The 24,524-nt window shown below is 62.8% G+C and carries 19 protein-coding genes; 3 read left to right on the forward strand and 16 right to left on the reverse strand.

From position 1 onward, the window contains the following. Positions 1–55 precede the first annotated feature (55 nt). From LRP30_RS27365 to LRP30_RS27395, 7 genes are all read right to left on the reverse strand, one after another. Complete coding sequence (locus tag LRP30_RS27365; protein ID WP_249756743.1) at positions 56–1,525, reverse strand: NAD(P)/FAD-dependent oxidoreductase; 1,470 nt, start codon at positions 1,523–1,525, stop codon at positions 56–58. Positions 1,526–1,607: 82 nt separating this feature from the next. Continuing rightward, the gene (locus LRP30_RS27370) at positions 1,608–3,800 is read right to left on the reverse strand and encodes a hypothetical protein (protein ID WP_249756744.1); all 2,193 of its coding nucleotides are present in this window, start codon (positions 3,798–3,800) and stop codon (positions 1,608–1,610) included. A 28-nt stretch (positions 3,801–3,828) separates the two neighbouring features. Then, positions 3,829–4,983 (reverse strand): cyclophane-forming radical SAM/SPASM peptide maturase GrrM/OscB, encoded by a 1,155-nt coding sequence (gene grrM / locus LRP30_RS27375; protein ID WP_249756745.1) that lies wholly within the window; start codon positions 4,981–4,983, stop codon positions 3,829–3,831. A 3-nt stretch (positions 4,984–4,986) separates the two neighbouring features. Next, positions 4,987–5,232, reverse strand: coding sequence for a hypothetical protein (locus LRP30_RS27380; protein WP_128932732.1), 246 nt, complete (start codon positions 5,230–5,232; stop codon positions 4,987–4,989). A 165-nt stretch (positions 5,233–5,397) separates the two neighbouring features. Further along, entirely contained in the window at positions 5,398–6,819 is a 1,422-nt protein-coding gene (gene ahcY / locus LRP30_RS27385) for an adenosylhomocysteinase (protein ID WP_128938831.1), read from the reverse strand. Positions 6,820–6,948: 129 nt separating this feature from the next. Then, the gene (gene metK, locus LRP30_RS27390) at positions 6,949–8,145 is read right to left on the reverse strand and encodes a methionine adenosyltransferase (RefSeq protein WP_128932730.1); all 1,197 of its coding nucleotides are present in this window, start codon (positions 8,143–8,145) and stop codon (positions 6,949–6,951) included. 60 nt (positions 8,146–8,205) lie between these two features. Beyond that, a complete protein-coding gene (locus LRP30_RS27395; RefSeq protein ID WP_249756746.1) occupies positions 8,206–9,561 on the reverse strand; it encodes a hypothetical protein in 1,356 nt (451 codons plus the stop codon). A gap of 172 nt (positions 9,562–9,733) precedes the next feature. Here LRP30_RS27395 and LRP30_RS27400 point away from each other — a divergent pair, with 172 nt between their 5' ends. After that, entirely contained in the window at positions 9,734–11,443 is a 1,710-nt protein-coding gene (locus tag LRP30_RS27400; RefSeq protein ID WP_249756747.1) for a caspase family protein, read from the forward strand. A 228-nt stretch (positions 11,444–11,671) separates the two neighbouring features. On the opposite strand, the gene LRP30_RS27405 is transcribed toward LRP30_RS27400, so the two are convergent. The 6 genes from LRP30_RS27405 to LRP30_RS27430 form a co-directional block, all read right to left on the reverse strand. Continuing rightward, positions 11,672–12,790 carry a cobalamin-independent methionine synthase II family protein gene (locus LRP30_RS27405; protein ID WP_128938834.1) on the reverse strand — a complete coding sequence of 373 codons (1,119 nt, stop codon included), beginning with the start codon at positions 12,788–12,790 and terminating at the stop codon, positions 11,672–11,674. A gap of 70 nt (positions 12,791–12,860) precedes the next feature. Continuing rightward, positions 12,861–13,577: an ABC transporter ATP-binding protein gene (locus LRP30_RS27410; RefSeq protein ID WP_128938835.1), complete on the reverse strand. Its 717-nt coding sequence runs from the start codon at positions 13,575–13,577 to the stop codon at positions 12,861–12,863. Continuing rightward, positions 13,570–14,325, reverse strand: coding sequence for an ABC transporter ATP-binding protein (locus LRP30_RS27415; protein ID WP_128938836.1), 756 nt, complete (start codon positions 14,323–14,325; stop codon positions 13,570–13,572). Before LRP30_RS27415 ends, LRP30_RS27410 begins: the two co-directional genes overlap by 8 nt. Then, the gene (locus LRP30_RS27420) at positions 14,322–15,350 is read right to left on the reverse strand and encodes a branched-chain amino acid ABC transporter permease (protein ID WP_128938837.1); all 1,029 of its coding nucleotides are present in this window, start codon (positions 15,348–15,350) and stop codon (positions 14,322–14,324) included. Before LRP30_RS27420 ends, LRP30_RS27415 begins: the two co-directional genes overlap by 4 nt. Before the next feature lie 8 nt (positions 15,351–15,358). Further along, the gene (locus LRP30_RS27425) at positions 15,359–16,228 is read right to left on the reverse strand and encodes a branched-chain amino acid ABC transporter permease (protein ID WP_128938838.1); all 870 of its coding nucleotides are present in this window, start codon (positions 16,226–16,228) and stop codon (positions 15,359–15,361) included. Between the two features lie 186 nt (positions 16,229–16,414). Further along, positions 16,415–17,593 carry an ABC transporter substrate-binding protein gene (locus tag LRP30_RS27430; RefSeq protein WP_249756748.1) on the reverse strand — a complete coding sequence of 393 codons (1,179 nt, stop codon included), beginning with the start codon at positions 17,591–17,593 and terminating at the stop codon, positions 16,415–16,417. A gap of 597 nt (positions 17,594–18,190) precedes the next feature. On the opposite strand from LRP30_RS27430, the gene LRP30_RS27435 reads away from it, so the two are divergent. Continuing rightward, on the forward strand, positions 18,191–18,484 hold the full coding sequence (locus LRP30_RS27435) for a hypothetical protein (protein ID WP_249756749.1): 294 nt from the start codon (positions 18,191–18,193) through the stop codon (positions 18,482–18,484). A 42-nt stretch (positions 18,485–18,526) separates the two neighbouring features. Here the strand turns inward: LRP30_RS27435 and purU are convergent, their stop codons facing one another. Further along, complete coding sequence (gene purU / locus LRP30_RS27440; RefSeq protein ID WP_249756750.1) at positions 18,527–19,390, reverse strand: formyltetrahydrofolate deformylase; 864 nt, start codon at positions 19,388–19,390, stop codon at positions 18,527–18,529. A 140-nt stretch (positions 19,391–19,530) separates the two neighbouring features. Between purU and LRP30_RS27445 the strand changes: the two genes are divergently transcribed. Further along, complete coding sequence (locus tag LRP30_RS27445) at positions 19,531–20,370, forward strand: uroporphyrinogen-III synthase (protein ID WP_249756751.1); 840 nt, start codon at positions 19,531–19,533, stop codon at positions 20,368–20,370. Between the two features lie 110 nt (positions 20,371–20,480). On the opposite strand, the gene LRP30_RS27450 is transcribed toward LRP30_RS27445, so the two are convergent. After that, positions 20,481–21,161, reverse strand: a complete 681-nt coding sequence (locus LRP30_RS27450) for a peroxiredoxin-like family protein (protein WP_091891877.1) — start codon at positions 21,159–21,161, stop codon at positions 20,481–20,483. Positions 21,162–21,176: 15 nt separating this feature from the next. Next, the gene (locus tag LRP30_RS27455; protein WP_249756752.1) at positions 21,177–24,491 is read right to left on the reverse strand and encodes an adenylate/guanylate cyclase domain-containing protein; all 3,315 of its coding nucleotides are present in this window, start codon (positions 24,489–24,491) and stop codon (positions 21,177–21,179) included. Between the last annotated feature and the right edge of the window lie 33 nt (positions 24,492–24,524).

Below are 24,524 nucleotides of genomic sequence, written 5' to 3' on the forward strand. Positions count from 1 at the left end.
TCAAGTCGCGGTTCGCCTCAAGCGGTCGACGGGTTCCTCCGGCAACATACGGAGATCAGGAATATTGCATCACGCCGTCGTCGATCCGGCCGAAGCGCAAGGAGACGATGTCGAGCGCGTAGTTCTGATAGAGGCGCCACGGCCGCTTCGAGCCCTGCTTCGGCATCTTGGCGATCGAGCGCTGCACATAACCCGAGGTGAAATCGAGCGAGGGCTGCGCGGTGATCGTGGCATCGTCATTGTGCGGCATGCACTGACGGAAATTATGCCGGTCCATGTAGTTGATGAGCCGGCAGACATATTCGCAGGTGAGATCGCATTTCAGCGTCCACGACGCGTTTGTGTAGCCGAAGGCTGACGCCATGTTCGGCACGTCGGCATACATCATGCCCTTGTAGGTCAGCGTGTTGGCGAAATCGACGGCGCGGCCATCGACGCTGATCTCGAGCCCGCCGACGACCTGGAGCACCAAGCCCGTCGCCGTCACGATGATGTCGGCCGCAAGCTCGCTGCCGTCCTTCAGGCGAATACCGTCGCGCGTAAACGTGTCGATCTCGCTCGTGACGACCGCGGCGCGCTGCTCGCGGATCGCCTTGAAGAGATCGCCGTCGGGAACGAGGCACAGCCGCTGGTCCCAGGGATTGTAGCGCGGCGTGAAATGGGTCGCGACGTCGTAGTCGGGGCCGAGTGCCATCTGCACGCCCCTAAGGATGAGATCCCTCACCTTCGCCGGCCGGCGCCGGCTGAGCTGGAAGAAGAACATTCCCCACATCACATTGCGCCAGCGGATCAGGTGATAAGCAAGCCGCGTCGGCAAATTGCGGCGCAGCTTGTTGGCGACGGGATCCTGAGCGGGGCGCGACACCACGTAGGTCGGCGAGCGCTGCAGCATGGTGACCTGCGCCGCTTTCTTGGCGAGCTCCGGCACTAGGGTCACTGCGGTCGCGCCCGAGCCGATCACCACGACGCGCTTGCCCGAATAGTCGATGTCCTCAGTCCATTTCTGCGGATGCACGATGCGGCCCTGGAAATCCGCCGTCCCCTTGAACTCCGGCGTGTAGCCCGCCTCGTATTTGTAATAGCCCGAGCACATGAACAGGAAATTGCAGGTGAAGCGCACGAGCTCGGGTGCGCCCTCGCCCGCGATGCGCTCGGCCTCCACGGTCCAGCGCGCCTCCGGCGTCGACCACGATGCGCGCTTGACCCGATGACTGAAGCGGATGTGCTGCTCAATGCCATTCTCGGCGGCGGTCTCGCGCACATAGTTCAGGATCTGCGGCCCGTCGGCGATCGCCTTCGGGTCGGTCCACGGCTTAAAGGAATAGCCGAGCGTGAACATGTCGCTGTCGGAGCGGATGCCGGGATAGCGGAACAGGTCCCAGGTGCCGCCGATGCAGTTGCGTCCCTCCAGGATGACGTAGCTCTTGCCCGGGCACTTCGTCTGCAAATGATAGCCCGCGCCGATGCCGGACAGGCCGGCACCGACGATGAGGACGTCGAAATGTTCGCTGTCACGCGCTCCCATAGATTGATTAGCGCTCGATCCGAGCAAAAATCAACCACCAAACCGATACACGTGACCTCCAGCACTCGTTCATGAACCGGAATCAAGCCACAGTTCGCAAGTGCGGCACGCTCGGCTGGATGCTCGGCTGCGCGCTCATATTATCCGCCAACCGGGCGCGGAACGTTGGATAGCGCAATGCTTCGAGCGGCGAAAGCTTCGCCAGGTCGTAAAGCGGGGTACGCAGCCAGGATTCCCTTTCCTGCCGCCCCTTCGGCACAAAGTCCGGCAGCTTCCTGAGGGACAATCCGTCCCACAGCTCCCGCCGCCGATATAGCAGTGCAGAGACAGCAAAGACGCCAGCCATCACAGCCCACATCAGACTTGCGAGCAACGCGTTTGGCCATTGCAAATGAACTGCGTTCGAAAGGGTCTTATAGTTCTGAAAAGCTGCGAATGCGGGCTTCAGATTCGAGATCTGCATTTGTAGCCCATACAGATTGGACATGACCTCGCCCTTCTCTATGGTCGACAACAGCCCACCGAGCTCGCAACCTGGGTTGAAGAGCCGTCGCCCTCCACCCAGGTCGCCCATGGTATCGCACTCCGCCACGATCGTAGACAGCGCTTCAGGCTGATAGTTACCCGTCGCGATACTCGATCTCACATTCTGCAGCTCGGCTTCCAAATTTCGGATGGATGCCTGTGATACCGAGGTGCGGAACCAGCTGTCTTCGTCCCTCTTGTCCTGATTTACCTTGTCGATGTTGTTAAGGCTGATCAGCGCCGATTCGACGTATTGTAGCGGCGTGCTGCTGATGACAGTATAATCCGACGGCCAGTACAGCACGAATGCGAATACGAACGCGATGATCGAATAGCTGCCACCTGCATAAAGTGTTGTCCTGAACAGTTCGAATGGATTTCTACTACATCCCACAGTAGCGGCGACCGCCTCACCCGTCGGAGGTGAACTTGCAGCCCAGCGCATCAATAGTTGAAAAAGCAGGGTCGACGGAAGCGCCATACCGAACGCCATCAGGAGCATCGCATAGAACCGGCCGCTTCCGCCCTGGTGAACAGCAAATGTGACCAACACCGAGATGAGCGTGACGGCGATCGTGTTCATGATCGCGCAACGAATGACGACATCCGAACTGTACTTCCAGTCGCCGCTGGCTAGCCGCTTCTCCCGCCAGCGGGTAACGAAGAATGCAGTGAGCAGGAAGACGAAAAAGGCCAACGTGAGGTGCCATTTCTGCTGGGCCGACTCGTCATGGAACTGCATCGATCTGATTTTCAGCGCGATCAGGAAAACAGACGCCACGCCACCGAGATAGAACGCCAGATGAAAAATGAAGGTCGCAGGCGAACGTGGCGCCGGCGTGCTTACATTGAGTTTAAGCGACCTCAGCTTGGCATTGACGGCGGTTTCGTTCTCACAGGCACGCCACAAGATCGATGCCAGGAACACTGCGAGCGCATTCTTGAATGCGTCGATCTTCCGCGCAGCATCTTCGCCGGGGTCACCACGATCAAGCTCCTTGGCCAGGACATCACGTTGATCGCGAACGAACCCAAATGCACGCTCGTTCTCCGGTTGCCTCATCACCGGCTTGAACTGATCGTCCCGATCTCGCAACAGCTCCAACCGCGAATAAAGAAACTTGGCGCGTAGCCAATTTTGCCTGGAGCCTTCCTGATTGTCTTCGATCAGAGCCTGCGTCGCCGGGGAGAATTCTCCTGCGGCGCGCAGCTCTTCGTCGGCCAGAGGAAAGCTACCGTCGAGCGCGACCGCGAGGTTCGTCACCGCATAAGGGATGTAGGCCGCCTCATGGGCGATGGATCGGAGCCAACCCTCCATCCGGCCGAGATATTTGTCGTCGTCGCGGCTCCCGATCAAGGTGATGATCGATGTCGCCGCAAGTGGCCAAACCGAATTGTCGATCTTGCCGTCGGAGCCGCCAGGAATGTAGGACAGAATTGGTGCAATCGCGGTCGGGCCAATCGCGAGCAAAATGAAGTAGAAGCCCAACATTAAGGCAACGTAGATTGCCAAACCCTTCATATATCTCGAATGCGAAGTCAACGATTCCGGCGCAAGCTCGATGAATTCGCCGATTGTCGTTTTAGCGTAAGTGGGAACCTTGTAATGATCGACCGAGAAAACAACGACCACAAGGACGCCGAACAGGAATGATGCAATCTGCGGGCCCCTAATCTGCTGAATGATAGGAGGAAGATACTGCGTCCACATACAGAAGGTGGAGAGAACAGAAGCAGGGCATTCCGTCATCGTGACCTCCCATCGAAATAACTTCCGACTACGTCAGCGGCTCTGCAAAACATCTCGGATTGGAAATGAAACGATCCTCGGGTATTTGCCGCGCCCAATGGATCATCTTACGGAAAGCCTCCGCCGCGGGCTGCACGGAGAATCTGCAAAACTGCGTCTCGGCAGAATCGAGCCCCCCGTTTTCCTGCATCTTGTTGGATGGGGCGCCGCCGCCGCACACCGCGAAGTATCGGCACCGCGCGCGACACAGGTCCACGCCCTGCCGAATCTCTGCCTGAGTTCGGGCGACGAGGGCACTGGTGAAGATCCGATCGAAGTCGTCGATCAGAATATTCCCGAAGTTGAAATTGCGATGCGCCTGTGAGCGCACCTCCATGAACTCCGGCGAGAACGTCGTCACATCGCCGTTTGCAGCGACGACCAGGACGTCCCAGGCGTCGATCTGCTCGTTGCGCAATTGCCCGCCGGCTAGAATCGAGGCGATCCGCTCGACTTCTTTGATGTGCAGCGGGAAGCCCTCGAGGTAGGCGCGCTTCATCAGACCGAAAAGGAACCCGGTGATGGCATCGGTGTAGTCTCCGGCATCGAACGAACTCGTCGCATGACGTCCCTCGGACTCATCAATCGAAAACGAGACGTGAGAGATGTCGTTGTCGCGATAGAACTCGAAATATGCATCGACCGCCTGAAGCGACAGCGGATGCAGGACCGTGACGACGTTGGGATGTATCCGCGCCTGTTGCAGCTCTCGCAATGCTTGCATCGCCAGAGCCCAGGTCCCCTTGCCGTTTCGCGTCTTCCTGCGCGCATCGTGAAACTCTCGCGGACCGTCGATCGAGAGTCCGATCTGCGTACCGGTCTCTCGGGCAAACTCGATCCAGTCCCGTCCGAGGCCAATCCCGTTTGATTGCAGCGAGAAGTTGGTCGCCCCTGGCGCCGTCTTTCGCAGCTCGGTGTAGGCGCTTCGATACCAAGCAATGGGCACTGTCGTCGGCTCGCCGGCATGCCAAATAATCGTCGGCGCGGCGTCGCGGGCGATCCTGGGAAAAATCTTGTCGCGGATCGCAGAGACGACCTTTGCACCCATCACGGTACGGTCGTCGCGGTGGCGCAGATAGCAATAGTCGCAGTCGATGTTACAGAACGGCGTTGGCTGAAGTACAATGAGAGCCGGGCGCCACATCGTTCAACACCTTCGCCAGACCCCGCTAAAACAATTGGCGAAATTGAACCACTGCGACAGCTGGATCCGCCGCGGACCCGAACCGCCTTCGTCTTGCTTCACATCGGCAGATGCCGCTTCAAGCGCACCTGCGAGGCTGCCGGATTGGAAGAACGCAGCAGGATCAGAGTCGATTGGAGTTGCAGCATTGGTGGGGTTGGCCGCCACCAGAACAAAAGCCAAAGGCCATGCGTCTCTGAAATACGCCATAGTACCCTCCAGCAATGAACGAAATCGCAATGCGAATATTCACTCCCAAAGATTGCAATAACACCGCAGCTATCGAACAGGATGTGATGCAGTTCACTAGATGGCAAAAACCGCGCCGGACAGCCTGTCCAGCGCGGCAAAAGTAGGACAAACGTCCTGACGCAATCAGTACCGATAATGATCCGACTTGTACGGGCCTTCCTGCTTCACGCCAATATAGTCGGCTTGGTCCTTGCGCAGTTCGGTGAGCTTGACGCCGATCTTGGCGAGGTGCAGGCGGGCGACCTTCTCGTCGAGGGTCTTGGGCAGCACGTAGACCTTCTTCTCGTACTTGCCGTTCTTGTTGTTGGCGAACAGCTCGATCTGCGCCAGCGTCTGGTTGGTGAAGGACGCCGACATCACGAAGGACGGATGGCCCATGGCGTTGCCGAGGTTCACGAGGCGGCCTTCCGACAGCATGATGATGCGGTGCTTGTCGGGGAATTCGATCTCGTCGACTTGCGGCTTGATGTTGGTCCACTTCAAATTGCGCAGAGCGGCGATCTGGATCTCGTTGTCGAAGTGGCCGATGTTGCAGACGATGGCGCGATCCTTCATCGCGCGCATGTGCTCGATGGTGATGATGTCCTTGTTGCCGGTCGCGGTGACGAAGATGTCGGCGCGAGGCGCGGCGTCTTCCATGGTCACGACCTCGTAGCCTTCCATCGCGGCCTGAAGCGCGCAGATCGGATCGACTTCGGAGACCATGACGCGGCAGCCGGCCTGGCGCAGCGAAGCGGCCGAGCCCTTGCCGACGTCGCCAAAGCCGGCGACCATCGCAACCTTGCCCGACAGCATCACGTCGGTGCCGCGGCGGATGCCGTCGACCAGCGATTCACGGCAGCCATAGAGGTTGTCGAACTTCGACTTGGTGACGCTGTCGTTGACGTTGATCGCCGGGAACAGCAGCGTGCCCTTGTTGGCCATCTCGTAGAGGCGATGCACGCCTGTCGTCGTCTCTTCCGAGACGCCCTTGATGTTCTTGGCGATCTCGCCGAAGTAGCCCTTCGGCTTCTCCTTGAGGAGTCGCTTGACCAGCGCGTAGAAAATCTCCTCTTCCTCCGAGCCCGGCTTGTCGAGGAAGGCTGTGTCGCCGTTCTCGGCACGGACACCGGCATGCACCAGCATGGTGGCATCGCCGCCGTCATCGAGTATCATGTTCGGCGTGCCGCCGCCATGCCAGTCGAACAGCTTTGCGGTGTAGTCCCAATATTCAGTCAGCGTCTCGCCCTTGACGGCGAAGACGGGAATGCCGGCGGCCGCGATCGCAGCCGCGGCGTGATCCTGCGTCGAATAGATGTTGCAGGAGACCCAGCGGATATCGGCGCCGAGAGCGGCCAGCGTCTCGATCAGCACCGCCGTCTGGATCGTCATATGCAGCGAGCCGGCGATGCGCGCGCCCTTGAGCGGCTGCTTCGGGCCGTACTCCTCGCGGGTGGCCATCAGGCCGGGCATCTCGGTCTCGGCGAGCGAGATCTCCTTGCGGCCGAAATCGGCGAGCGAAATGTCCTTGACGATGTAATCGGTGAAGCCGGGCTTCGCGTTCATTGCGAGTATCCTGTTGTTGAACTCGTCATTCCGGGTCGCCCAAAAGACGCGAACCCGGAATCTCGATGTGATGGATAAGGATCCCGGGTTCGCTCGCGTACCGCGCGCGCCCCGGGATGACGCTTAAAACTAGAGCGCGCGCTTGAGCGGCTCGACGAGGTCGGTCTTCTCCCAGGAGAAGCCACCCTCATTGTCCGGCGTGCGGCCGAAATGGCCGTAGGCCGAGGTGCGCGCGTAGATCGGGCGGTTGAGGTCGAGATGCGTGCGGATGCCACGCGGCGTGAGATCCATCGCCTTGGCGACGGCCTTCTCGAGCTGATCCTCCGACACCTTACCGGTGCCGTGGGTGTCGATGTAGATCGACAGCGGCCGCGCGACGCCGATGGCGTAAGCGAGCTGGAGCGTGCAGCGGTCGGCGAGACCGGCGGCAACGACGTTCTTGGCGACGTAGCGCGCGGCATAGGCCGCCGAACGGTCGACCTTGGTCGGATCCTTGCCGGAGAACGCGCCGCCACCATGCGGGGCCGCGCCGCCATAAGTGTCGACGATGATCTTGCGGCCGGTCAGGCCGGAGTCGCCGTCGGGACCGCCGATGTAGAACTTGCCGGTCGGGTTGATATGCCAGATCGTCTTCGGCGTGATCCAGTCCTTCGGCAGCGCCTCGCGCACATAGGGCTCGACGATGTCGCGCACCTGCTTGGAGGTGAGGTCCTCGATCAGATGCTGATGCGACACCACGATCTCGCGCACGCCGACCGGCTTGCCGTTCTCGTACTGCACGGTGACCTGGCTCTTGGAATCCGGGCCCAGCACCTTCTCGCGGCCGGAGTGGCGCGCTTCGGAGATGAGGCGGAGGATCTTGTGGGCGTAGAAGATCGGCGCCGGCATCAGATCAGGCGTCTCGTTGGTGGCGTAGCCGAACATGATGCCCTGGTCGCCCGCGCCTTCTTCCTTGACCTCGCCCGGCTGCAGCGCATCGACGCCCTGGGCGATGTCGGCCGACTGCGGATGCAGCAGGATCTCGACGTCGCAGGTCTTCCAGTGGAAGCCTTCCTGCTCGTAGCCGATGTCCTTGATCGCGCCGCGGACGACGCTTTCGATCTGCTCGTTGGTCACTGATTTCGGACCGCGGGTCTCACCAGCGATCACCACCTTGTTGGTGGTCGCCAGCGTCTCGCAGGCGGCGCGGATGGCCCAGGGATCGATGCCCGCCTTCGGCCCTTCACGATAGAACAGGTCGACGATCTCATCGGAGATCCGGTCACAGACCTTGTCCGGATGGCCTTCGGACACGGACTCGCTGGTGAAGAGATAGGATGCGCGCATCAGTAACCCCTTGTTCCGCCATTAGCCGGCGGGCGTTTGCGATGTTTACTTTTGATGATGTCAATCACGCCGACGCGAGATGACGTAGGATTCGTCGAGAAACCAGAGCCCATTGTACTTGCGCAGCACGTCCCTGGCGGCATCCAGAGTGCGGCCGTTTTGAGTCATTTCTGTCAACCGGTCGTCCTCAATCTGAGCGACATACACCGCCGCATTCCACGCTGCAAAGGCCGTCGAGGTACCGATGGTGCCGGTGACCTCGTTGGGCAGCGCTTCCATATCATACCTGAAGATCGAACGGTTATCCGCGTAAGCATTAAAATTTAAGTCGCGGCCCACCGATCCAAGTTCATACTTAACTGCACGCAGTAGCTCATGACGGCTGACTGAGAAAGGATTTTCTCCAGGCCAGATCGCCTGGATCATTTCCATGCCCGGATCCTGGCCGTGGGAGTGGATTCCGATCAGCCTGCCGCCAGGCCGGAGCGCCCGCGCCAGGGGTGCAATGATCCGCTTGGCCCGGAAATTGACCGAGGACAGCGCCCGGTAGGGCTGCGATGCGATGACGAGGTCGAAATTGGCCTCGGTCTGGCCCGGCCGCGGGATGGTCGAATCCAAGAGAAATCTGTGGTCTTTGCGATAGAGCACGAGGACGACGGGCCGCTCGTAGAGCGGCATGGCCGTGCGTGGGCTGATCGCGGCGCGCCAGTTCTGCTCCAAGAACGGCCGCAGTTCCGCGATCTGCTGCTCGAACTCGCCCGATGAAGCGCCGCGCAGCGGCACCTCATGCCAGACGGTGGCCGCCGCCGCCGCAGGCGATGCCGGCGTCAGCCAGGGCGCCTCCGCGTAGAACATGTTGGTGAAGACGAACACCGACGCCGGATGCTCGAAAATGCGATCCGGCACCTTCTCCAGCGTCAGGCGCAGGTCCTCGAGACTGAGCTCCTTACCGGCGACATAGAAGGGCATGTTGGGAAAGCGCTGGTGCGTTGCGCGTAGCACCCGCGCCAGCACCGTGCCATCGCCCACGCCCGCGTCGAACAGGCGCAGTGCCGGCGGGCGCGGATGGATGGAGCTTAACTCCAAGGCGACCCTATCTGCGATCACCCGCTTCTCGCTGCAGGTGTGGACGAACAGCAGGTATTTCTGGCGGTTCTCGAAGAAGCGGAAATTGCCGCGCGGGTCGCGCTTTTCCGGCGGCACCTGAAGTCCCCGTGGCGGCGGCACGCCGCCGGCCATCGATGCGGCCATATAGGCCTGGATCCGCTCCAGCGTGTCGATGGTGATGCGCTTTCCTTCGCGCAGGCGATGCACCAGCTTCCCATCGTTGACCGCGCGCCGACCGAAGGTCGATTCCGCCATGCCCGCCTTGCGGCAGAACTCGGTGATCTGGCTCAGGATTTCGTCGTTTTTCATCGGTGGGACACGGTGGGCAGACGGATTGGGTTCTGCGTCCTAGCAAATTCTGCCCACTCAGGGAATAGCGGATCGAGGCGCCTCGATTGGCCGCGCGCCAGGGCGGGAGCCCGTGAACCCCTGCGCCCCGCGGGGCAACAAACAAGCGCTTCTCCTCTCACGAGATATCGCCATGCGCCGCCTGCTCGTCGCGCTCTGCCTGCTCATCGTCGCGACGTGGTCCGGGCCCGCCTTCGCCCAGGCCCGCAATCAGCTCGGCCCGCTCTGCACCACCGGGACCACGCCCGCGGACCAGATGGTCGACGCCTGCACCAAGATCATCGCGCTGAAAGTGTTCAGGGGCGAGCAGCTCGCAACGGTCTACTTCTGGCGTGCGGTCGGGTGGAACAAGAAGGGCCAGTACGCCAAGGTCATCACTGATGCCACGGAAGCGATCCGGCTCCGGCCGAGCCAGGCGGTCTACAACTTGCGGGGATCGGCCTATTACGACAAGGGCGAATACGAGATCGCGATCGCCGATTTCGACGACGCGCTGAAGCTCGGCCCGCCCAGCGGCATCATCTTCCACAATCGCGGCAATGCCTGGCGCGGCAAGCACGACTATGCCAAGGCCATTGCCGATTACGACATGTCGATCAAGGCCGATCCGAGATCGGCATTCTCGTTCCAGAACCGCGGCATCTCGAAAGAGGCGCTCGGCGATCTCGACGGCGCGCTCGCGGACATCAATCAGGCGATCCGGCTCGATCCGACGCTGCCGCAGCCGCTGATCAACCGCACCGCGATCTGGCGCGCCAAGGGTGATCTCGATCGCGCCATCGCCGATGGCAGCGAAGCGATCCGGCTCGCCAAGGAACGGCCGCCGGTCAACATCATGACGCCGCCCAACAGCGTGCTGATCTCCGGCTACATCCATCGCGCGCTCGCCTATGAGGCTAAGGGCGACTATGCGCATGCGAAGGACGACTACAAGACGACGCTGGCGATCGTGGCTTCGGACGCCGGCAGCAAGGCCAACCAGGCCACCGCGAAGGTGCGGCTGTCGCTGCTGACGGATGCGAGCGCGCCGATCCCGCGCGATGCGCCGTCACCGACGACGCAGCCGACCGACCCCGCTCCGCAGCAGGCGGGGCCGGCGCCCTCGCCCGCACCGGTCGCCCCCGGCAAGCGCATGGCGCTGGTGATCGGCAATGGCGCCTATGCGCATGTCAAGCCGCTGCCCAATCCACCTAACGATGCGCGCGCCATCGCCAAGAGCCTGCGCGATATCGGCTTCACCGTGTCCGAGGGCATCGACCTCGACCGCGCCGCGATGCAGAAGGTGACGCGCGATTTCTTGCGCGAGGCGGTGCGGGCGCAGGTCGCGGTGGTCTACTATGCTGGCCATGGTGTGCAGGTCGACGGCCGCAACTATCTCATTCCCGTCGACGTCGCGCTCAAGCCGGGCGCCAACATGACGGAGGCGATGATCGAGACGGATACGATCATGGCCGGCCTCGACGACCAGGTCCGCACCAACATCCTGATCTTCGACGCCTGCCGCAACAATCCGATGGCGCAGCAGGTCGCATCCGTCGGCAGCAATCGCGGCATCGAGGGTGCCCCGGGCCTCGCAGCTCCAACGAGCCTCGGCACCGGCGCGACATTGGGAGCCGGCACGCTGATCGCCTACGCGACCGCGCCGGGCCAGGTCGCGCTCGACGGCGAAGGCGCGAACTCGCCGTTCTCCGCCGCGCTGTCGCGTCACATCGGCACGCCCGGGCTGGAGGTGCAGCAGATGCTGACACGGGTCCGGGCCGAGGTGGTCTCGACCACGAAGAACAAGCAGGTGCCGTGGTCGAATTCGTCGCTGCTGGGCGAGGTCTATCTGGCAGAGAAGTGAGGGCAGGCGAGGCCGTGGTGCTGGCTATGACGCGAAGACCGCGCGTCAAGTTCGGTGTCGTCCCGGCGAAGGCCGGGACCCATAACCACCGAATGCAATTCGGCGAAGACTTGGCATTAGCAAGCTCGCGCTACAACGTGAACTCGGCGTATGGGTCCCGGCCTTCGCCGGGACGACACCGATAGAGTGGCGCGAGCTTTCCATCTCGCGCCAGCCCGGACATACCGCTTACTTGCCCCACACTTCCTTCGCGATCTCCACGGCAAGGCTGAGCTTGGCCCATTGCTCTTCCTCGGAGAGGATGTTGCCCTCTTCCGTCGAAGCGAAGCCGCATTGCGGCGACAGCGCGAGCTGCTCCAGCGGGGCGAACTTGGCGGCTTCCTCCAGGCGGCGCTTGATGTCGTCCTTCTTTTCGAGCTCGCCGAACTTCGAGGTGATGACGCCGACCACGACGACCTTGTTGCCCTTGGGCAGGAAGCGCAGCGGCTCGAAGCCGCCGGCGCGATCGCTGTCGTATTCGAGGAAATAGCCGTCGTAATTGGTGCCGGCGAGCAGGGTCTCGGCGACCGGCTCGTAGCCGCCCGAGGAGATCCAGGTCGAGCGGAAATTGCCGCGGCAGACATGCGTCGTCACCACCATGTCGGCGGGCTTCTCAGCCAGCGCGTAGTTGATGATGCGGGCATAGATCTGCTGCAGGCCCTCGGGATTGTCGCCGCGCTCGCGCGCCTTCTGCAGTTCGTCCTGCGAGCAGAGATAGGCCCAGACGGTGTCGTCGAACTGCAGATAGCGGCAGCCGGCGTCGTAGAACGCCTTCACCGCCTTGCGATAGGTCTTGCCGAGGTCCTCGTAGAAGGCGTCGAGATCGGGATAGACGTCCTTGGAGATCGACTTGCGACCGCCGCGGAAATGCAGCACGGCCGGCGATGGGATCGTCATCTTGGCGGTGACGTGGGCTTGGTCGGCATACTTCTTCAGGAAGCGGAAGTGATCCAGCATCGGGTGGTTGTCGGGGAAGTCGAGCTTGCCGATCACGCGCACAGCGTCGTGACGGGTCTGCACGCCCGCGAACTGGATGCCGGTGTCGGGGTGGAACAGCTCGCAGCCGGTGAGCTTGGCCAGGAAGTCGAAGTGCCACCAGGAACGACGGAATTCGCCGTCGGTCGCAAGCTTGAGCCCGATCGAGGCCTGCTTGTGCACGACCTTCTCGATCTCCATGTCCTCGATCTTGCGCAGATCGTCGGCCGAGATCTCGCCCTTCTCTAGACGACTGCGGGCTTCCTTGATCTTGGCGGGACGCAGAAGGCTGCCGACCTCGTCGGCGCGGAAGGGGGCTTTGGTTCGCTGCATTGTTATCTCTCCCGAAATTTCAGTGGCGCAAGTTGTACTCCCTCTCCCCGCCTGCGGGGAGAGGCGAAGATCAATGGGCGGCCGCTCCGGCGACGCCGAGGTGGCGCTCCAGGACGGATGGGTCGGCCTTCAGCGCCGCGCTCGGGGCATCGTGGACGATTGTTCCGCGCTCCAATATCACAACGCGGTCGGCCAGCCCCAGAATCTTTTGGGCATTCTGCTCGACGATGATCGAGCAGATGCCGCCCGCCCGGGTGATAGTGCCGATCGCCTTGAGCAGCTCCTCGACGATGATGGGGGCGAGGCCCTCGGTCGGCTCGTCCAGCAGCAGGACTTTCGGATTGAGGGTCAGGGCGCGGCCGATCGCTAGCATCTGCTGCTCGCCGCCGGAGAGCTGGTTGCCAAAATTGCTCCGCCGCTCCTTCAGCCGCGGGAACATCTCGTAGACCTTCTCGACCGTCCAGGGGCCGGGCTGCGCCACCGCGGTCATGTTCTCCTCGACCGTCAGCGAGCGGAAGATATTGCGCTCCTGCGGCACCCAGCCGATGCCGGCGCGCGCGCGCTGGTCAGGCCGAAGCGAGGTGACATCCGCGCCGGCAAGCGCGACCGAACCCGAGAAACGGCGGGTGACACCGACGATGGAATTGATCAGCGTGGTCTTGCCGGTGCCGTTGCGGCCGAGCAGCGCCAGCACCTGCCCTTCGGCGAGGCGCAAGGACATGTTGGGCAGCACCACCGCTTCGCCGTAGCCGGCGCGAAGGGAGTCGATCGCGAGCAGATCAGACATTGACCGCCTCCTCGCCGAGATAGACCGCCTTGACCTGCGGATCGCGCGCGACTTGTTCGGGCGGCCCCTCGGTGAGCAGCGCGCCCGAGACCAGCACCGAGATGCGGTCGGCAAAGGAGAAGACGAGGTCCATGTCGTGCTCGATGAGGAGCACGGTGACGTCGCGCGGCAGTGCGCTGACGACCGCGAGAATGTCATGGCGCTCGCTCTCGGGCACGCCGGCGGCGGGCTCGTCGAGCAGCAGCACGCGGGGCTTGGCCGCGATCGCCACCGCGATCTCGAGCAGACGCTGCTTGCCGTAAGGCAGCGTCACGGTCTGCTCGTTCATGACGTCGAGCAGGTGGAAGCGCGTGAGCAGATCGGCGACCTCACCGTTGACGTCGCCGCGCGTCCCCATCCGCCGCCACCAGTCGCCGCCATGGCCGAGGCGCTCGGAGACGGCAAGGCCGATGGTCTCGAGCGGGGTCAGGTCCGGGTAGAGCTGGTTGATCTGGAACGTGCGCGACAGGCCGCGCAGCACGCGCTTGTGCACGGGCAGATCCGTGATGTCCTGGCCTTCGAGCAGAATGCGGCCCGAGTTCGGCTTGAGAACGCCGGTGAGCTGGTTGATGACCGTGGTCTTGCCGGCACCGTTCGGGCCGATCAGGGCATGGCGGGCGCCCTGCTCGATCTTCAAGGACAGGTCGCGCGTGACGCGCAGGCCGCCGAACTGCTTTTCGAGATTCTTCGTTTCGAGCGCGATGGTCATGCGTCGCTCTCCGGCACCGCGACGACGGCCTTGCGCCCGGCCACCTGCCTGATGATCAAGTTCGGCACATAGAGCACCCAGCGGTGCAGGCGCTGGCGGCCGATCAGCACGATCACGACCAGCACGAGGCCGATCCAGAACTGCCAGTATTGCGGAGTGATGGTCGAGAACAATTCCTGGAGCATGCGAAACACCACCGCGCCGATCAGCCCGCCATAGAGATAGCCGGTGCCGCCGATGACCAGCACCAGCATCAAATCAGCCGAGCGCTCGAACGCAAACACGTCGAGCGAGGCGATCGCGGTGGTCTGGGTGAACAGCGCCCCCGCAATGCCGGCATAGAACGCCGCCAGCGTGTAGATCGCGATCAGGCGGCGGTTGACGGGGATGCCGATGGCGGCGGCCCGCAGCGGATTGTTCTTGATCGCGCGCAGCGACAGGCCGAACGGCGAATGCACGACGCGGCGGGCGAGCAGGAACAGGAGGAACAGCACGGCCAGCGAGTAGAAGAAGCCGGCTTTGCCGAACATGTCGAAGGGGATCTCGCCGAAGATCGGCTGCATCTCGATGCCTTGCAGGCCGTCGGTGCCACCGGTGATGTTGGAGAAGCGTTCGGCCAGCGCTTCCAGCAGCAGGGCGATGCCGAGCGTCACCATCAGCCGGGTCAGGTCGACGCCGCGGATCACCAGGAAGCTGGTGGCAAAGCCGAGCACCATCGCCGCAAGGCCGGCGACGATCAGCGCCAGCACGGGCTCTTTGATGATGCCGTGCAGCGCGAGAAGTCCCGCCGCATAGGCGCCGACGCCGAAGAAGGCGGCATGGCCGAGCGAGACGATGCCGGCATAGCCGAGGATGAGATCGAGCGACATCGTGAATAGCGCCAGCCGCAGGATGTCGGTCATGATCAGATAGCGCGTGGGAAAGGCGAAGCCGCAGGCCAATACGATGAGCCAGAAGGCGACTTCGCCATAGTGCCAGCGCGCCTGGCGCTGGGCGTGATAACCGACGTCGGAGGAAGCGCTCATCGGCGAACTCAACGCGCGGCCGTGCGGCCAAACAGGCCGTTCGGGCGCCAGATCAGGATCACGATCATCATGGTGTAGATCACGAAGGGGCCCATCTTCGGCACGTAATACTTTCCGGCGACGTCGCCGATGCCGAGCAGGAGCGAGGCCAGGAACGGCCCGGTGATCGAGGACGAACCGCCGACGGTGACCACGATCAGGAAGTAGATCATGAATTTCAGCGGAAAATACGGATCGAGGCCCAGGATCTCGGCGCTCAGCGCGCCGCCGAGGCCGGCGAGCCCGCAGCCGAAAGCGAAGGTGAAGGCGAACACTTGTGGCACGTTGATGCCGAGGCCGCTCGCGGCGCGGGGATCATCGACCGCGGCGCGCAGGCGGCTGCCGAAGCGGGTCTTGGCCAGCACCATCTGCAGGCCAATGGTGAGCAGGCCGCAGATCACGATGATCATCAGCCGGTAGCGGCCGATGCCGACGCCGAACACATCGAACTGGCCCTGGAGCGCAGCGGGCAAATTGATGAAGACGCGCGAGGAACCCTGGATGTAGTCCACGGCCGCCACCGACATGAAGGTCAGGCCGATGGTGAACAACACCTGGTCGAGATGGCTGCGCGCATAGAGGTGGCGGTAGAGCGTGCGTTCGAGCGCAATGCCGATCGCGGCTGCGGAGACGAAGGCGAGCGGCAGCGCGGCGAAGAACGGCCAGCCCATCCGGTTGACCAGCACCATGCAGACATAGCCCCCGGCCATGGCGAAGGCGCCATGTGCGAGGTTGACGAAGTTCATCAGGCCGAGGGTGACCGCGAGCCCGCAGGCGAGCACGAACAGCAGCATGCCGTAGGCAACGCCATCGAACAGGTTGGTGAGGATTGCGGTCATCGATGACAGGTCGTTGTCGAGAAAATATGAGGTCTAGCGGAGTAGGCTGCTGTGCTTCCTCTCCCGCTTGCGGGAGAGGGCTGGGGAGAGCGTATCTCCGCAACGAGACATTCCCGTATTGAGAGAGTCCTCACCCGCGCTTCGCGCCGACCTCTCCCGCAAGCGGGAGAGGTGTAGAAGAGCGCGTCACTTCTTGGTCTTGCCGAGATCCTTGACGGCGTCGAAGGTCGCGAACTCCACATTGTAGAGCTCGCCGTCGACCTTCTCGACCTTGCGGATGTAGATGTTCTGCACGATGTCGCGCGTCTCGGGGTCGATCGAGATCGGGCCGCGCGGGCTCTCCCACTTCTGTCCCTTCATGGCTTCGATCAGCTTGTCGCCGTTGGTGTCGCCACCGGTCTTCTTCAGCGCTTCGTAGATCAGGTGGATGCCGTCATAGCCGCTCACCGCCATGAAGCCCGGACGGTTGCCGAACGCTTTCTTGTAAGCGGCGACGAAATCCTTGTTCATCTGCGAGGGATGCGCTGCGGAGTAGAGATGCGCGGTGACCGTGCCGAGCACGGCATCGCCCATGTTGTTGAGCAGGTCGTCATCGGTGACGTCACCGGGTCCGATCACCTTGATGCCAGCCTTATCGAGGCCGCGCTCGGCATACTGTTTCATGAAGTTGCCGCCCTGCCCCGCCGGCACGAACACGAAAATCGCGTCGGGCTTGGCGTCCTTCATGCGCTGGAGGAACGGCGCGAAATCAGGATTTTGCAAGGGCACCTTGACCTCTTCGACCACCTCGCCGCCACCGGCGGTGAAGTGCTGCTTGAAGAAGTTCAGCGCGTCATTGCCCGGCGCGTAGTCCGAGGTCAACGTCGCCACCTTCTTGATGCCGTTCTTGACTGCCCAGTCGCCGATGATGGTGGAGGACTGTGCCAGGGTGAAGCTGGTGCGCACGATGTAGGGCGACCGCTCGGTGATGATGGAGGTACCGGCCGCCATGACGACTTCCGGGAGCTTGGCTTGCGTTGCGAGCGGCGCGGCCGCGAGCGCGGCGGGCGTCACGCCGAAGCCGGCGATGAAGTTGACCTTGTCGTTGACGATCAGCTCTTGCGCGGCGGTTTTGGTCTTGTCGGGAATCGCGGCATCATCCTTGAGGATGATCTCGACCTTCTTGCCGGCGACGGTGTCGCCCTTCTGCTGCATGTACAGCTTGATCGCGTTCTCGATCTGCTTGCCGGTCGAGGCTTGGCCGCCGGTCATCGGCAGGATCAGACCAACCTTGACGGTGTCCTGCGCCTTCGCAGGCGCGATGGCAGCGAGGCCCGAAATGGCAGCCACCGCGGCCGCCCAAGAAAATGGCTTGCGTACGAACATCAGATCTCCCTCCCCTTAATTCCCGACTTTGTGCCCTGAACCGAGTGCCCGGTCCTTGCCGCGCTTTAACTCGCGGACAAGCCATGCCGTGCGGCCACATGGCGTCCTCTGCAACCCCGTTGTCAATCGGACGTTGGGCGACCATTCGGCGCAAGCGCGCGGTCCCGTCGACGACAGCAGGGAGATTTGTACGATTGTACAAATAAAATGGTCTTGTCAACGAAAATGGTCTTGTCAACGAAAAAGCCCTTCGTTGCTCAAGCCAGTTTGCCGCGAATTTGATGCGGCACTCTAAGAGGCGCCACGGCAGCGTGGATGGAGAATTCCGCCTCTCATTTGCCGAATTTGAACATCCCCGGATGCTTTTGCCGTTGAGCCTCACGGTTGCCGGCCATCTCCTAACTAGTGAATACGCTATGTATACCATACCAGCTAGGATGGCCCTCTCAAGACCGAAATATCGCTACTAAAATACCTTCATGTATACAAAAGAATCTGTCTTCGAATAGGCCAATTTTGCTTATTGAGGACTACAGTCCGCCGCTCGCGCCCGTTCGGCGTCCCATCACACGTGCCCGATCGGGCACGACGTAGAAGATGCTCATGCGTTTCCGTTCGCTTTCGATCGCTGCCGTCGTCGCTCTGCTGGCTTCGGACCTTGCAGGCTGCGGCACGGTCAACGAAAAGCTCTCCGCCGGCATGGGCGACTACGTCCCGCAATGGGCCGGTGGCCTGCCGGCCGACGCTCCGCCACGACCGGGCACGCCGCAATACGACGCCTACATGAAGGAACGCGAACGCAAGCGGCTGCTGCCGGCAGCCGATCGCGAGAAGGAAGAGCAGGCGCAGAAGGGCGCGACGGGGACAACGTCGGGCAACGCGGTGCGTTAAGATTGTACGCCCTCTCTCCGCACGCGGGGAGAGGTGAACAACTCAATCCACGAACACCACGGTCTTGCGGCCGTTGAGGATGACGCGGTCGTTAAGATGATAGCGCATCGCGCGGGCGAGCACGCGTCGCTCGATATCGCGGCCCTTGCGGACCAGATCCTCCGGCGTATCGCGATGGCTGATGCGCTCGACGTCCTGGTCGATGATCGGGCCCTCATCGAGATCGCGCGTGACGTAATGCGCGGTGGCGCCGATCAGCTTGACCCCGCGCTCATGAGCCTGGTGATACGGCTTTGCGCCCTTGAAGCCCGGCAGAAACGAGTGATGGATGTTGATGCAGCGCCCCGACAGTTTTGCCGAGAGATCGTCGGATAGGATCTGCATGTAGCGGGCGAGCACGACGAGATCGGTGCCCGTGCTGGCGACGAGGTCGAGGATCTGCGCCTCCTGCTCGTGCTTGGTCTCCTTGGTTACAGGCAGGTGGCGGAACGGAATGCCGCCGAAATCGAGCCCGGCATAAACCTCGCGCGGATGGTTGGAGACGATCGCGGTGGGAATCATCGGCAATTCGCCGGTGCGCCAGCGATAGAGGATGTCGACCAGGCAGTGGTCGGACTTCGACACCAGCAACATCACCTTGCGATGCGCGGCACGGTCGCGCATCTGCCATTCCATGCCGAAACGCTCGGCGATTGCCGCAAAGCCGGTCTGGAGCGCCGACAGTTCCACGGCGAGATCAGCCGCGGTGAACACCACGCGCATGAAGAACTTCTTGGTCTCGACGTCGTCGAACTGCTGGGCGTCGAGAATGTTCTGCCCGTTGTGGGCCAGGAACGTCGACACCGCCGAGACGATGCCGGGGCGATCCGGACAGGACAGGGTCAGGACATATTGATGATAAGGCATGGCTCTTGATGAAGGTTTGGGCAAATGAAGCGAAACGACCCGCGATTTGCGCCCGCTCTAGCACTGACCCACTCTTGCGCCAATCCCGGGCACAGAGTCAGGATGAACGTACCATTGCGATTTTTGACCGGAGCAGGCCCATGGCCGACCGCTTGAACGGCACCCGCATCCTGATCCTGGAAACGCGTGAGGAGGCGCAGTTTGCGAAGCTTCTGGCCGAGCAAGGCGCCGAGGTCGTGCAGTGCCCGATGTTCACCATCCACGACGCGCCGGACCCGGCGCCGGTCGAGGCCTGGATCCGCCGCGCCATCGACAAGCCGTTCGACGACCTCGTGTTGATGACGGGCGAAGGCCTGCGGCGGCTCATGAAGCTCGCCGTCGCTCGCGGGCTCGATCAGGCTCTCGTGGCAGCGCTTGCCAAATCACGAAAATTCACCCGCGGCCCGAAGCCTGGCAGGGCGCTGCGCGAGGTTGGCCTCGACGCGCAGCAGACCACGGAGAAGCCGACCACCGAGGGCGTGATCGATATGCTGGGCGGGCTCGACTTGAAGGGCCACCGTCTCGGTCTGCAGCTCTATCCGGACAAGGACCACAGCGCGCTGACCGGCGCGCTCGCCGCGCAAGGCGCCGAGGTCGATACCGTGCTGCCCTATGTCTACGATTCCAAGGCGGCAGATGCCAACATCGTCGCCGCGATCGACGAAATGGCCGAGGGGCGGATCGATTCCATCGCGCTGACCAATCTCGGCCAGGTCCGCCGACTGTTCGAGGCCGCGAAGGTGCACGGCAGCGAGGCACGCCTTCGCGCCGGCCTCGAACGGACGCTGATTGCTTCAGTCGGCCCGGCGGTCTCGGGCGAGCTCGCCGCGCACGGATTGCGCACTGATGTCTCGCCGGTGGAAGATCATTATTTCATGCGCCCACTGATCTCGGCGATGGCTGCGGCGCTCGCCGAGAAACGACCGAGGGTGGCGGGTTAATCGCCAAGATGCCTAAAGCGCGATGAGATTAGGATGACTCGTCATCGCGCTTTAGGTTATTGTTTGAGCATGATCTTTTCGGAAAACCGCTGCCCACTTTTCCGGATGCTTTAGCCTGCCACCTGCGAGGCGGCCGACATCAGCTCCTGTGGGCTCGGCGCTCCGAACATGCGCTGGCCGCCGCCGGGAACCTCGGTGAACGTCCAGCGCACGATCCCTTCCCGGTCGAGCAGGAACTGGCCAAACAGCTGCCCCGTGCCTGTTGCGGCCATACGCTGGTCGGCTTCGGTCATCTCATAACCGTCCTTCTTGTTGAGGTACTCCGCGGCTGCCGGCCGGTTCATCGGGCTGGGCAACTCGCCGGGCATGTCCACCTGCATGCTCATGACCGCGTCCATGCCCACTTTGCGTGGCCACTCGGTTTCGTTTTCCGTGAACTCGATATTAGGCAGGCCGAATGCGCGGTGCGAGACCCGATCGGGGTCGGACGCGGCAAGCAGATTGGGCAATGGGTGATAGCGGAAATAGAGCCGCGCCCGGTCGATCGGCGTGTTGACGACCGTGAGGCTTTCGATCCCCTTCCCGCGCAGCGCGCCATCAAGCTGCGCCTGCGCCGCGATATGGCGCCGGCAGAACGGGCAGTGCAGACCACGAAACAGGCCCACCAGTATGGGACTATGCCCGCGATAATCCTCGAGCGCGATCTTTCCTTCGCGTGTGATGGCGTCCAGCACGATGTTCGGTGCGCGATCGCCCGGCTGAAGTGTTCCATCTACATGACGGTCTGACATGGTTGAACTCCCTGGCTAGTCAAGGAACGGCAGTACGATCAGCCCTGCGGGATCGAGCCCGTGCCGGGCGCAGACATCATGGGCCAGCGCGAAATACCGCTCGGCCTCGGGCATGTCGCCTCGATCAAGATTCAGTGTCGCAAGACCATCATAGCACGGAAACAGCTGCTGCGGCTCGCCGGTCTCGCTCGCCACCTCGATGGCCTCGTTGTAGCAGCGCGCGGCCATGTCGGGGCGGAAGTGGCATTGATGGATCTGCCCGAGCACGATCAAGGGTACCGGGAGATGCTCGCGCTGATCGAGCGCGCGGTCGATCTCGATCGCCTTTTCGGCAGCCGGCACCCCCTCCTCGGTACATCTATCCGTGAAGGTGCAACAGGCGACGGCAAGGTTGGCCAGAAGGCGCGCCTGGAAGCCGAGATCGCCGATACGATTCGCTACATCGAGGCCGCGCCGGCAAACCGCCATGGCTTGCGCCGGGTCGACGATCGTGTAGAGCACGCCAAGGTTGGTGTAGCCGCGGCACGCCACGTTGAGGAGGCCGGCGGTCTCGGCTGCCGCGACACTTTGCTCCACCTCGTTCACCGCCTCCTGGTTTCGCCCAAGCCGCGCCAGCGCAACCGCCTTGGTGTTGAGCGCCTCCGCAATGGCGCGCGCCGCCTCGAGACCCGCCTGCTCGTCCGCGTTCGCCGGCACCGACCGCGCGTAGCCGAGCGCTTCGTCGGCCCACCGCGCGGCGGCGACGTGATCGCCCACGCGAAACGCGAGACGGCCGCGCTCCTGGAGGAGGTGCGCCCACTCGATGGGCGCGTCGGTCCCGCCGAGCCGTTCTGCCGCCTCGGCATAGCGCTCCTCTGCCCTGATGCGCTTGCCGGCGTCCCATAGCAATCCGCCGAGCTTGCGAAGAATTCGCGCTTCGGCGATGCGGTCCCCGGCCGTGCGATGCCCTTCCAGCGCGCTCTGATAGTGCTCCTCGGCCGTGCTTCGCCGGCCAACCGCGCGACTGAGGTCCGCGATGCGCTCATACAGAACGAGGCGCTCCGGCGGCCGTTCGCCGCCGCTCAGGAGCACGGCAAGGGATTGCTGGTAGAAGCGGATGGCATCGTCGTTGGCATAGCTCGCGCGTGCGCGATCGCCGGCCGCGCGCAGATAGCGCGCGCCCTTCGGCTTGCTTGCGCTCAGGCTGAAATGGTGTCCGAGCTGGATGAGGTCTTCGAGCCGCTCCGGCTCGTTGCCATAGAGCCGCTCCAGCGCGGCACCAATCCGTCCATGGAGCTCGACCCGACGCTGCAAAAGCAGATTTTGATAGATCACGTCCTGAAGCATGGTCTGCGTGAAGCGATAGGTCCGCAGCGACATCGAACTCGAGCCCGCGACCTCCTCGATGAGCTCGGCGTCGCACAGAAGTTCGAGCCCTGCTTCGACCCTTGCCGGCTCGGTTGCCGCCGCACCGAGAACAGCCGCATCAAAGCGCGGACCGATCACCGCGGCCTCCTGGGCCACCTGGCGTACCTGATGCGGCAACCGGTCGAGGCGCGCCAACAACAACGCCTGAATGCTTGCTGGAATATCGGCGGCGGCTTCATCCGATTTCATCCGCCACTGCGCGCCGTCACGCTCCAGGGCCCCGCCTTCGATGAGACCGCGGATGATCTCCTCGAGGAAAAGCGGATTTCCGCCTGCGCGATCGAGGATTCGGGTGAACAAATGTCCCGGCGGTTCCCGCCAACCGTGACTGAAATACGCCGCGAGCAGCCTTCGTCCGTCAGCATCGCCAAGTGGAGGCAGCCGAATGGTCGTGTGACTGATCCTGCTCGAACCGAACTGATCCACCAGCGCTGGCCGATGTGTAAACAGCAGCATCAGCCGCGTCCGCTCCAGCCGGTCCATCAGGAACCGCAACGCTTCAAGCGACACCGCGTCGGCCCAATGCAGATCCTCGACGATGATCAGGAGCGGCGACAAGGCGAGGCGGCGTTCGAAGACGGTACGGATCGCGAAAAAGATCTGCCGCCGGAGCTGTTCCGGTTCGACATGCCTGAGCACGGCGTTGGGATCGCCAAGACCAAGAACGTGCAAGTAGAGAGGCATCAGGCGGTCGGCCTCCTCGGCCGCGAGGCCGAGCTCCGATAGCGCTTCCGCAACTTTCGTCTCTGCCTCCGCGGCGCCGGCCTTCTGTGCGATGCCATAGGCGCTACGCAGCACGGCGGCGAGTGCTCCGTAGGACTGTTCGCCAAGCGGCGAGCAGACCGCCCGTCGGATCGCCACGCCTGCGAAGCGATCCTCATCGCGGATGCGGGCGACGAATTCGTTCACCAGCCGCGTTTTCCCAATGCCCGCTTCGCCAACCAGCCGCACCAGTTGAGCCGCGCCGCCACACGCGCGATCAAGGCTGCCGATCACGCGCGCAAGCTCGGCGTCGCGCCCGATCAGTGGTGCATCGAGGCCCAACGTGTCGAGGCCGCGTGCCGCGCGGGGCGTATCGAGCGGTCCCCTCAGACGATGGACCAGAACGCTGCCCATCTTGCCCTTGAGCGAGATCTCTCCGAGCGAATCATAGGAGAACGCATGCCGCGTCAGACGGTGGGTCAACGGCCCGACCAGCACCTCGTCCGGAGACGCCATCGACTGCAATCGTTGCGCCGTATTCACGGTATCGCCGGTCACCGAATAGGATTTGGCAACGCCCACGCCTAACCCACCCGCGACGACGTGGCCGGTGTTGATGCCGACATGGAGCTGCAACGGTGAACCGGCATAGGCCTTCGCGCGCTCGCTGAGGCGCGCCGTCCGGCTGATCATGTCGAGGGCAGCGCGGACCGCCCGCTCGGGGTCGTCCTCGTGCGCAGTCGGCGCACCAAACAGCGCGAGCAGCGCATCGCCGATGAACTTGTCCACGAAGCCGCCAAAGCTCTGCACCGCGGCCGTCAACTCCTCGAACAACTGGTTCTGAAGCGTCTGCATGACCTCTGGGTCGAGCCGCTCGCTCATCGCAGTGAAGCCGCTGAGGTCGGCAAACAGCACGGTTATGGTGCGGCGGTTTGCTTCGCTATCGACGTTGTCCGACTGCGGTCGAAATGCGTGTTGAGCCGTCTGCAGGAGCGGTGGCGAAGACGATCTGATTGGGAGTGTCGCTGGGCTCGTCTGCGCCGATGCCTGTCCGCCGTCGTTGGTGGCCCCGCTGATCAGGGAGCCGCATTTCGGGCAGTAGACAAAATCCGGTGCACACGGAAAGCCGCAGCCGGGGCACGCGTTCGGCTGCTTCGTGCCGCAATTCGGGCAGAAGGCAAAGCCGCTCTGAACCTCGAAACCACAACCCGAGCAGTTCATGGCTCAAGACCTCGCGGAAGCCGCGATAACGCA

The organism is Bradyrhizobium sp. C-145 (genome assembly GCF_023375135.1).
Lineage (GTDB): Bacteria > Pseudomonadota > Alphaproteobacteria > Rhizobiales > Xanthobacteraceae > Bradyrhizobium > Bradyrhizobium zhanjiangense.